Source organism: Micromonospora sp. NPDC050200 (genome assembly GCF_040656135.1).
In the GTDB taxonomy this organism is placed as follows: Bacteria; Actinomycetota; Actinomycetes; order Mycobacteriales; family Micromonosporaceae; genus Micromonospora.
Map to the genome: position 1 here is coordinate 1 of NZ_JBFALG010000111.1, position 10027 is coordinate 10027.

Sequence of the window (10027 nt, forward strand, 5' to 3'; positions counted from 1 at the left end):
CCAGCGAGCCACCACACCGGTCACCGTCGGTGACAGCAACCAGGTGAAGGACTTCAACCTGGCCGTCGAGACCACCTGCGACGCCGCCGGATACACGTCCAGCGACAGCGCACCGGTCCTCTCCGAGGAGTTCGAGTCCGGGGAGACGCCGGCCGGCTGGAGCGTGGTGAACGCCACCCCCAACGGCGGCTGGGGCTTCACCGATCCCGGCAACCACCGCAACCGCACGGGCGGCACCGGCATGTACGCCATCGCTGACACCGACTACAACGGTCCCGGCAAGACCATGGACACCGCGCTGATCACCCCGGCGATCGACCTGTCCGCCGTACCGGCACCGGTGCTGCAGTTCAACAGCGACTACCGGGCGAAGGCATTCGGCGGATTTGCCGATGTCGACGTCAGTGTTGACGGCGGTACGACCTGGACGAACGTGGCGCACCGGACCAGCACCCGGGTCGGTCCGAGGCTGGAGGAGATCTCGCTGCCGGGGGCGGCCGGGAAATCCGACGTGCGGATCCGGTTCCACTACAAGGCCACCCCCTGGGCATTTTGGTGGGAGGTGGACAACGTGTCCATCGTCAATCGGCCCTGCGACCCGGTCCCGGGTGGTCTGGTGGTCGGCCGGGTATTGGACGGCAATACCGCCACCGGGCTCAACCGTGCGACGGTGACCAGCGTGGACAAGCCGGCGGAAAAGGCGGAGACCGGGCCGACCCCGGACGACGCCAGCCTCGGCGACGGGTTCTACTGGATGTTCTCCACCCTGACCGGGAACCACCCGTTCACCGGGGCGAAAAGAAAGTACGAATCGGCGACGTCCGCGGTGGGCGTGACGGCTGACCAGGCCACCCGGGCGGACTTCACGCTCAAGGCGGGCCGGCTGACCATTACCCCGCCATCCGTGGCGAGCAGCCTGACGCTGGGCCAGAGCAAGACCGTGCAGACGACGATCCGCAACGACGGCACCGCACCGGCAACGGTGGAGCTACCCGAGCGGCGCGGCGGCTTCGAGATCCTCGGGCAGCCCGGCGCGCCCCTGCAGAACATCCGGGTCGATGGGGGCGGCGTATCGCCCGCCTGGCAGCCCGACAGCCAGCCCGGCGAGGTCCTGGAGCCGTCCCCGTCCGCACCGCCGTGGACCACCACAGCCAACTACCCGGTCCCAGTCATGGACAACGCCGTGGCCGCGTACGACGGACTGGTGTACTCAATTGGCGGCACCAGCACGGTCGCCTTCGACAAACTCACGAACAGCTACGTCTACGACCCGGCCACGAACGTGTGGACCCGGATCGCCGACCTCCCGGCGGGCCTGGCGAAGCCGGCGGCGGCGTTCGTCGGCGGCAAGCTCTTCGTCTTCGGCGGCTGGGACCTGGCGGGCAACCCGTCGGCCAAGGTCTTCGCCTACGATCCGGATACCGAGGTGTGGGAGACCCGAGCCAGCACCAACCCGGCGCCGACTGCCGCGCCCGGCATCGGGGTGGTCGACGGCCAGATCTACCTGGTCGGCGGTTGTGTGAACAACAACTGCATCCAGTCCAATACGACCGTCCGGTACAACCCGGGGACCGACACGTTCACGACCGTCGCCGGGTACCCGAGCAGGGTGGCGTGGCAGGGCTGCGGCGGGATCGACGACACGCTCTACTGCGCCGGCGGCCTCGGGCCGACGACGCTGAAGAGCACGTACGCCTACAGCCCGAGCTCGAACACCTGGACCCAGAAGGCAGACCTGCCGGTCGACGTCTGGGGCGCGGGCGCGGACACCGCCAACGGCCTGCTGCTGCTGTCCGCCGGTGCCATCAACAACTCCACCATGGTCACCAACCAGGGCTGGGCGTACGACCCGGCGGCCGACTCCTGGTCGGCGCTGCCCAACGCCAACCACGCCCGCTACCGGGCCGGGGCGGCGTGCGGGTTCGTCAAGGTCGGTGGCGCGAGCGGCGGCGCCAACATGACGGCGGACAGCGAACTGCTGCCCGGCTTCGACCAGTGCGACACAAGCGCCGACGTACCGTGGCTGTCCGCGTCGCCGACCTCGCCGACCTCGCCGACGCTGCAGCCCGGGCAGAGCATCACGGTGAACGTGACGCTCGACGCCACCTCGGCGGGCGTGCAGCAGCCCGGCGACTACACCGCCCAGCTCGCCGTCAAGTCCGACACCCCGTATGCGGTGGCACCGATCGATGTGACGATGACCGTGCATCCGCCCAAGGACTGGGGCAAGGCGACGGGTGTCATCACCGGCATCGACTGCAAGGGCAACAGCACCACGCTGCGCGGGGCGACCGTCCGGATCAACGGTAAGAAGGGCTGGACCTACACCCTGAAGACCGATGCGGATGGCCGGTACGCCATCTGGGCTCCGAAGGACAACCCGGCCGCGATCAACGCGGCTCGAGACGGCTGGGAGCCGCAGCTTAGGATGGTGAACCTCAAGGCGGGCGAGACGACAACCACCGACTTCGCCCTCCGCCCCGACACCGCTTGCTGAGCGGAGTCTGACCCACCGGGCCCGCGCCGATCGACCGGCGCGGGCCCGGCCCCCACCCGCGCATTCCTACTGGCCCAGACTGGGCTACTGACCACCGCAGGGCCACCACCCACTCGCGGAAGGACGTCGTATCGGAGGGCCCACATACACTCCGCGCACCCGCCAAGGGGGTCGCGCCATGCAGGACGACGACGAGGAACCCGCCCCGCCCAGGAAGCGCCCGTCGGTGGCGGCGCCGCGGCTAGGGTGACAGGTGCTAGTTGGGCAGCTGCATCCAAGCCCGCTTGGCCCCAGCTATCGAGAGCTTGCTGATCGCAAAGGCGCACGGATGCCTTCGCCGTCCTATCCTAGGACGCCTTGCAGGCTGTGTTTCTCCTCAACGGTGCAGTCTGGATGGAGCGGCAGGGCGGGTCCTTGACCGTTCGCCGTAACGGACCCGGTAACGGGGATGGTCCGCCAGGGGAGGAGTGGCCAACATGGGATGGCATTAGGACGTGATGCGTGATGCCGTTCTGTCCGGGTGTGCGGATGTATCGAGCTGTTCTGGCATGGCGTGACAGAATCGTTGTAGAACTGGGGGTCAAGGGGTCGTCGGTTCAAATCCGGCCGTCCCGACCGGTTGACCTGGGGAGATGAAGATCTTCTCCGGTAAACGGCGGTAGCATCCGGTAACGGATGATCTTCGTTGGTGGTAACCGCATGTGCGGTTGGTTGCCTGTCTACTCGCCGATAGTTGTTCTGCCTGCCGCTCTATCCGTCTTGATGGATAGAGCGGCATTTTGCTTCCTTGATTCCGCGTCAATGTCGATCCGATGGACCGTGGAGAACCGCGCGCGGTGACGCCCTGCTCGCACCGTCGAGCACCCGCAAGCTCATCGTCCGGTGATCAGCCCGCTGACCGCGAAGACCCACATCTACCGGGCCATGGCCAAGCTCCAGGCCGGTGACCGAGCCCAACTTGTGGTCCTCGCCTACGAATCCGGCCTGGTGGCCCCCCCGAGAGCATTGACATCTACGGCCCGCAGGAGCCAGGTCGGCGCGCTCGTGCCTCCGCGGGAGCCGCGCGTCGGTGTCGGCCTGCCGGGGGATCCGCGGAAGCGACGCTTCGACCACCGCCAAAGCGCTGGTCAGGGCTCGCGGTTCCCCGGTCGGCCCGTGACATGATGGCGCCCATGGGGAAACAGCAGGACGTCGGCGGGCCCAACCGTCACAGTGGGTCGGGTGCCGCCGCGGACGGTGTGACGGGTGGCAGCGTTGATGCGCGGCTCGCCTTCGCGCAGGACCCCACAACGCCGCAGATGACCCTCATCGACCTGGCGTCCGACCCGTCGGCCGTGGTCCGTGAGGCGGTCGCGACCCGCACCGACGCGCCCGCGCAGGCACTGCGACCACTGACCCGGGACCATGATCGTCACGTCCGGGAAGCCGTGGCGAGAAACCCCTCGACCTCGGTCGCCAATCTCCTGCGACTCGTCAAGGACGCCGACCGGTGGGTCCGCTGGGGGGTCGCCGGCAACCCGGCCTGCGACGAGTCGATTCGCCGGGTGATGGCGGAGGCCCCCGACAAGGAGCTTCGTGGTCTCCTCGCGGAGAGGCGCGAACTGGAGCCCGAGCTGGCCGCGCGGCTGGTCGACGACGTCTCACCAGAGGTACGGGAACGACTCGCCACCCACACCCACGACCCCGACGTGATCACCGCCCTGATGGCCGATCGCACCGCACGCGTACGCAAGGGGCTCGCCCGCAACCCGCGGACCACCACCGCCCAGCGCAGCGCACTCGCCCAGGATCCCGTGGTGGACGTCCGCGCCGCGCTGGTGCTCGCGGTCGAGCTGACCGAGGCGGATCTGCGACGCCTGGTTGACGACCGCTCGGTGCAGGTGCGGATGGCGATGGCGACGTCGGAGGTGGTCCCGCCGCACATCCGGCAGGCGCTCGGTCGCGATCCCGACGAGATGGTTGCCGGTGCGGCGCGGGACTTCCGCCCCGGGTCGGGCAAGTCCTCGGTGGTACGGGCTCCGCGCGTCGGTCAGCGGGCCTCCGGGACCGGCCGAGGCCGACCGGGCGGCGCCCGGCGCTGAGGCCAGCGGAGCCGCCGTCATCCGCCCGCGGCCGTCATCCGCCCGCACTCGACTCCGGGACATCGGCGTGTCAAGGCTCGGATGGCCGACAGATCAGGCCGACGAGATGCTGCGGCGGATGGACGGGGCCGGTGAGCCGACGGCGCACCTGTTCCGGTGCCGCCCGGCGAGTGGCACTGGCACGGCGCGCCCCGGACCACTTCATGACCCACCTGGCCATCTGGGACGGCCTCGCCCCAGGGCAGGAGGGGCCAGAATCGGAGTGGGGCGAGCACGTGACCGACGACGAGTACGGCCGGCAGCCCACGTGACCACCCTGCCGTCGGCCACGTCGTCCCGCGGCCGACGGCCCACCCACCCACCGCCAGGAGGAGTGCGGACATGCCCGAAAACGCTCAGCAGAGCGTCGCCCAGAAGATGCTCAAAGGCTTCGCGCCCAAGCTCGTCTCCCACACCGACGACGTGCTCTTCGCCGGGCTGCGTTCTTCTCTGCAGTGCAATCTGGACGGAGCGGCAGGGCGGGTCCTTGACTATTCGCCGTAACAGGCCCGGTAACGGCGAAGGCCCGCCAGTGGGGGAGTGGCTGACATTGGATGACATCGGGCGGTGATGCGTGGTGGTACTCTGTCCGGATGCGCGGATGTATCGACCTGTTCTGAAATGGCGTGACAGAATTGTTGTAAAACTGGGGGTCAAGGGGTCGTCGGTTCGAATCCGGCCGTCCCGACACTGTTCAGAGGGCATATCTCATCGATGGATATGCCCTCTCGTCGTATCTGGGTGTCTAACTGAGTGACTACGCCTCAGTGTCGAAGATCCGGTCCATGGCGACCGCGCCGCTCAGGAGCACTGGCCGGAGTTGGTGCCGGTAGACGCTTTCGGTGACGGTGGTGCCGGAGTGGCCGCAGAGGTCGGCGATCTGCTCGATGCTGACGCCGCTGTCGGACAGCAGGGACACGAAGCTGTGTCGCAGTTCGCGTGGGGTCCAGTCGCGCGGGTTAAGGCCCGCTTTGGCGACGACCGGGCGGAAGGCCCGAAGCACGTTGTGGCGGTCGAGGGCGGTGTCGGCGGCGGAGGTGAAGACGAGGCGGTCGGCGGCAGGCTTTCCCTGGCGCTTGTGGTGGGTGGTGAGCGCGGTGACGCACCGGGCCGGCAGGGCCAGGGTGCGGCGTGACTTCTTGGTCTTGGTGTCCCCGTCGGCGCGGATCGAGCGCCATGCCTGGATGGACGGTGGCACGGGTGGGTTGTTGTCCGGCTTGCCGGTGAGGTCGACGTGTGCCCAGGTGAGGGCTCGTAGTTCCTCGGTGCGAGCGCCGGTCAGCAGTGAGACCACGATGTAGGCGTGCAACGAGCTTCTCTCGGCAGCGGTCAGGAGCGCTTTGGCGTGGTCGAGCGTCAGTGACTTCGACGGACGACCGCCGCGCCCGGAGGGCACGGCACAGAGTGCCACCACGTTGCGCTTGACCTTGTCCCGCGCCATGGCCCGATTGACCACGCGGTTCAACAAGGAGTGAAGGAGCCGCAGAGTTCGCGTGCTCAGGTGTTGGGCCTTGCCCATGAGTCAGCGGTCAACATCGGTGGCGCTGAGGTCCCGCAGCTTCCTCGCACCGAGGTCGCTGATGATGTGGGAGCGCACGAGGGTGGTGTAGTTCGCCTTGGTGCTCTCGGACTGGTTGCTCAGGCCGTAGGTGAGCCAGTCGTTGAGAGCATCGGCCACGGTGTGCCCGTCTTGGACCAGGGCGAGGCCGTCTTCGTAGTCGCGGATCTTCTCGCGCAGTTTGGTGCGGGCTTCGGTCTTGGTCTTGCCGCTGCCTTTGCGCACGATGCGCTTGCCGGCCGGGGTGTAGCCGACGGTGACGGTGGCGATCCAGCGTTGCCGGGCTTCGTTCCAGTGCAGGCCGCCTTCTCCTCTGGCGCGGCGGGTGGTCATCGGGTGCCTCCTTTCTGGGCTTCCTGTTCGAGCAGAGTGACGTAGGCGGTGATGGCGGTGTCGGGGACGAGGCGGGTGCGGCCCTGGGTCACGGTGCGAAGCCGCTTGGCGCGGATCTGTTCGTAGATCACGGAGCGGGACAGGCTGAGCAGGTTCATGGCTTCGGGGATGCGGTAGAGCGCCTTTCTCTCGGGTGTGGTCAGGGTGGTGGGCAATGGGCTTCCTCTCCTCGGATCGGTGGTCGACCGTCAAGCCGGTCTTGACGGTGAATCGGTGGGCGGGTCAGGCAGCAGCGGCGAACTCTTCCCGGGCGACTTCGTGCCTCTCACGGGCCATGGCGGCGGCGGTGTTGGCGAGCAGCGCGTCTCCGGTGGTGCGCCAGCCGGAGCCGGCGTAGGTGAGTAGCCCGACGATGAGGGTGGTGTCGTCGGGTTGGTCGGCGTACTGGTGGCCGGTTTCGGTGCGTCGCCAGATGACGCGGGCGTCGCGTAGGAGGCGGAAGGTGACGGAGTAGCGGCGGCTTTTGGTGAGGAAGTGCCCGCCGAAGCCGAGCATGTGCGCCCAGCGGCGTAGCCGTTGCCAGTCGCGGTGTTGCCCGAGAGTCCAGCAAGCGTCGATGAGTCGTTCGGGGTGGCTGCCTTGGTCGTTGGCGTAGAGGTCGATGACCTCGCTGTCGAGGCGGCGGGAGACGTGGCCGGTGGTCTCGGTGGATTTGGTGGCGTACTTGGCGAGGTAGCCGGCGACTTTCCCGTCGGAGATGTCGCCGTCGGCGTTGACCGGACGCACGTCGACGCCTTTGCCGGGGTCGCCCCAGGTGATGGGCCAGCCGGCCGGCGCCATCGGGTGGGGGCGGGTGGTGAAGGCGACCGTGGCGGCGGCGTGGTCGACGGCGGCGGCCAGGTCGTCAACGCCGAAGGCTGCCGGGGGCGGGATCACCGCATCGGGGTCGAGGGGGTCGACGCCGTCGAGGCGGATGATCGCGTGGTAGTGCACCACCCCGCGCCGTTGCATCTCGGCGACCTTGCCGAAGGACAGCTTGACCGGGGCCGCCCGGCGGACCCGTGAGAGCGGGCTCGCAAGGCCAGTGACCTGATCGACGAGCACCAGGCTGCGGTCAACGAGCTGTCCCGACTACGCCGAGAGGCCCTGGACGAGATGGTTTCGCAGGGCATGACACATGCCCAGATCGCCCAGGTTGTCGGCATGACCCGCGCCCGCGTCGGCCAACTCCTATCCTCTGGACCCCGGTCAGAGCGGGCCATGCTGGGCACCGGTCCGCTCACCGTCGCCGTGGGCGGCAAGTTCGAGGCGGACAAGAAAGACCCGTGCGCCGTCGTCTCCGCTGAGATGCTTGCCGCCGTCGAGAAGCTGTCTAACCTCGCTCGTGGACTTGGGTTGAAGACCGACTACGAGGTCGTGCCACCGCCGGGCATGGTCGAGCTGAACCCCACGAACCTCATCGTGGTCGGCAGTCCTCGGATCCTGCCCTTCGTCGGTCAGGTGCTCGCGTCCGACCCGAAACTGGGCTTCGGTAAGGACGACGGCGGCCTGTACCTGGTCAACCACCAGACTGGCGAAGAGTTCCGCTCTCCATCGGATACCGGCGAGCCGGTCGACTACGGGTACATCGGTCGGCTTCCCCGCCCCGACGGGCGCGGCTCCTTCCTGTACCTCGCAGGCATCCACGCAATGGGAACCCTTGGCGTGGCGCAGTACCTCGAAGACCACCTGGACGAGCTGTACCGTGAGGTGAAGAACCGCCGATTCTCCTTGCTGGTGGCCTGCACCTACGATCCTGCGAAGCGTGCCGTGAAGAAGGTCGACGCGCTGACGCCGATCTACCGCAGCGAAGGCGTGGCTTGATGCGCGTCTCGACCGCATCGGGGGCCGGCAATCCGAAGTCGCCCAATGAAGACTGGGCCATGGCCAGCGAGAACATGATCGTGGTGCTCGACGGTGCCACCGCCCGCACCGGCACCGGCTGCGTCCACGGCATCGCCTGGTACGCCGCGAAGCTGGGATCGGCGCTCGCCGGCCTTGCTGCCGACCGTGACTCGGAGTTGGCTAATGCGCTGATGTACGGGATTCGGTTCACTGCCGACCAGCATCGAGACACCTGCGACCTCAGCCATCCCGGGACACCCTCGGCGGCCACGGCCCTGCTGCGGCTCAAGGACACCGCGTTGGAGTACCTGGTGCTCGGCGATGTCACGGTGCTCATCGACACCGTCGACGGCATCCAGGTCATCACCGATGACCGGGTGGACAAGACCGCTCGCGCCGAACGTGACGAGGCCGACCGGCACCCGTTCGGATCGGCCGAGAAGCAGGCGGCGTTGCTGCGGATGAAGCACGCCGAGTTGGCCGCCCGTAACCAGCCGGGCGGGTACTGGGTGGCAGCGGCGGACCCGTTCGCCGCTCAGCACGCGATCACCGGGGAAGTCCCGCTCGACAGCGTTCGGCGAGTCGCCGTGCTGACCGACGGAGCCGCCCGCCTGGTCGCCCTGTTCGGTTTGCTCGACTGGCCCGACTTGCTTGACGTCCTGGCCCAGAGCGGCCCGACCGAGCTGATCAGCCGAGTCCGTGCCATCGAGGCCGCCGACCCGTCCTGCATGAAGTGGGCGCGCAACAAACGCAGCGACGACGCCACCGCCGTTTACGCCGCCTGAGCAGGCAATACGCGCACAGAACTGGCCGACTGCCGGCGATGTCGGGCTCCACTTGATGCGTGACGGATCGGTGTCAGATGTTGGGTGACACGTCCGACTAGACGATCATGAGGGTCTTCTCGGCTCGGATCAAAGGTAGTCGAAGTAGCGAACCCACCATGTGGCGCCGCCGGGTCCGAAGATGTCGGGATCCCAAGTGCCGTCGTAGGGCTGCCAGAGGGGTTCTTCGGGGATGAGGGTGTAGCCCAAGTCGCCGAGGGCCTGGCGGATTCGGGTGGCGTCGTCTGGGTGCAGCAGTTGGGCGGCGTCCTCGTCGGTCCAGACGCCGGGGTTGTCGACGGCGAGGATGGCCAAGTCGCCGAAGTTGCTGATGACGATGACGAGCGGGTGGCCGGTGGTGGTGGCCGCGGTCGGAATCTCGATGCGGCCGTGGAAGCTGGCGTCTTGCACGTGCCGGTCGACGTCGGTCTGGCAGTTGAAGTCGCGGTCGAGTCGCTGGGCCAGTTGGTTGAGTCGTGCCCTGGCTTGGCGGTGGTCGTAGTTCGCGGGGAACTCGAGGTGGTCGGGGTCGTCGAGGGAGTGCAGCAGCTGCCAGAGCTGGGCGTGGTCGGCAGGCATTGGGTCATTGTGCCTGTCCGGTCCTGGTCTGCGGGGTCTGAGGTTTGCGGGCTTTGTGTGTCACCCATCAAGTGAAGCCACCGTGTAACGGATCAACCGGAGTCGGACAGCCGACTGCCGGCCGATGTGGTGAGAACTTTCTGTACGTCTTCAAGTGCGCCACGAGGCGCGGGTTTTCCGGTTGGAGGTGCAAGACCTTCGATGCCCGGGCCATCGTAGTGGCCTGGGTAAA

The 10027-nt window shown here is 67.8% G+C and carries 9 protein-coding genes and 2 pseudogenes; 7 read left to right on the forward strand and 4 right to left on the reverse strand.

Annotated features, from left to right (window positions below):
- From AB0I41_RS33685 to AB0I41_RS33705, 5 genes and pseudogenes are all read left to right on the forward strand, one after another.
- The coding region (locus AB0I41_RS33685) for a kelch repeat-containing protein (RefSeq protein WP_357115128.1) at window positions 1-2497 on the forward strand (2497 nt) is incomplete at its 5' end.
- A gap of 870 nt (window positions 2498-3367) precedes the next feature.
- Window positions 3368-3493 (forward strand): annotated as a pseudogene (locus tag AB0I41_RS33690) (LuxR C-terminal-related transcriptional regulator); the annotation flags it as partial.
- Window positions 3494-3795: 302 nt separating this feature from the next.
- Window positions 3796-4578 (forward strand): hypothetical protein, encoded by a 783-nt coding sequence (locus AB0I41_RS33695; RefSeq protein WP_357115130.1) that lies wholly within the window; start codon window positions 3796-3798, stop codon window positions 4576-4578.
- Window positions 4579-4748: 170 nt separating this feature from the next.
- Window positions 4749-4889 (forward strand): hypothetical protein, encoded by a 141-nt coding sequence (locus tag AB0I41_RS33700; RefSeq protein WP_357115132.1) that lies wholly within the window; start codon window positions 4749-4751, stop codon window positions 4887-4889.
- 70 nt (window positions 4890-4959) lie between these two features.
- Entirely contained in the window at window positions 4960-5121 is a 162-nt protein-coding gene (locus tag AB0I41_RS33705; RefSeq protein ID WP_357115133.1) for a hypothetical protein, read from the forward strand.
- A gap of 253 nt (window positions 5122-5374) precedes the next feature.
- Here AB0I41_RS33705 and AB0I41_RS33710 read toward each other — a convergent pair.
- The 3 genes and pseudogenes from AB0I41_RS33710 to AB0I41_RS33720 form a co-directional block, all read right to left on the reverse strand.
- Window positions 5375-6508 (reverse strand): annotated as a pseudogene (locus AB0I41_RS33710) (site-specific integrase).
- A complete protein-coding gene (locus AB0I41_RS33715; RefSeq protein WP_357115135.1) occupies window positions 6505-6723 on the reverse strand; it encodes a helix-turn-helix domain-containing protein in 219 nt (72 codons plus the stop codon). The pseudogene AB0I41_RS33710 and the gene AB0I41_RS33715 overlap by 4 nt, the downstream one beginning before the upstream one ends.
- Window positions 6724-6790: 67 nt before the next feature.
- Window positions 6791-7615, reverse strand: coding sequence for a replication initiator (locus tag AB0I41_RS33720; protein ID WP_357115143.1), 825 nt, complete (start codon window positions 7613-7615; stop codon window positions 6791-6793).
- A gap of 153 nt (window positions 7616-7768) precedes the next feature.
- On the opposite strand from AB0I41_RS33720, the gene AB0I41_RS33725 reads away from it, so the two are divergent.
- On the forward strand, window positions 7769-8371 hold the full coding sequence (locus tag AB0I41_RS33725) for a sigma-70 family RNA polymerase sigma factor (RefSeq protein WP_357115137.1): 603 nt from the start codon (window positions 7769-7771) through the stop codon (window positions 8369-8371).
- Window positions 8371-9177: a hypothetical protein gene (locus tag AB0I41_RS33730; protein ID WP_357115139.1), complete on the forward strand. Its 807-nt coding sequence runs from the start codon at window positions 8371-8373 to the stop codon at window positions 9175-9177. Before AB0I41_RS33725 ends, AB0I41_RS33730 begins: the two co-directional genes overlap by 1 nt.
- 129 nt (window positions 9178-9306) lie before the next feature.
- Here AB0I41_RS33730 and AB0I41_RS33735 read toward each other — a convergent pair whose 3' ends face one another.
- Window positions 9307-9795: a hypothetical protein gene (locus tag AB0I41_RS33735; protein WP_357115141.1), complete on the reverse strand. Its 489-nt coding sequence runs from the start codon at window positions 9793-9795 to the stop codon at window positions 9307-9309.
- Between the last annotated feature and the right edge of the window lie 232 nt (window positions 9796-10027).

What these genes read in the sequence shown, in the direction of transcription:
- AB0I41_RS33695 (WP_357115130.1), top strand. Translation starts at nt 3,796, where the DNA reads ATGACCCTCATCGACCTGGCGTCCGACCCGTCGGCCGTGGTCCGTGAG.
- AB0I41_RS33705 (WP_357115133.1), top strand. Translation starts at nt 4,960, where the DNA reads ATGCCCGAAAACGCTCAGCAGAGCGTCGCCCAGAAGATGCTCAAAGGC.
- AB0I41_RS33725 (WP_357115137.1), top strand. Translation starts at nt 7,769, where the DNA reads ATGCTGGGCACCGGTCCGCTCACCGTCGCCGTGGGCGGCAAGTTCGAG.
- AB0I41_RS33730 (WP_357115139.1), top strand. Translation starts at nt 8,371, where the DNA reads ATGCGCGTCTCGACCGCATCGGGGGCCGGCAATCCGAAGTCGCCCAAT.
- AB0I41_RS33735 (WP_357115141.1), bottom strand. Translation starts at nt 9,795, where the DNA reads ATGCCTGCCGACCACGCCCAGCTCTGGCAGCTGCTGCACTCCCTCGAC.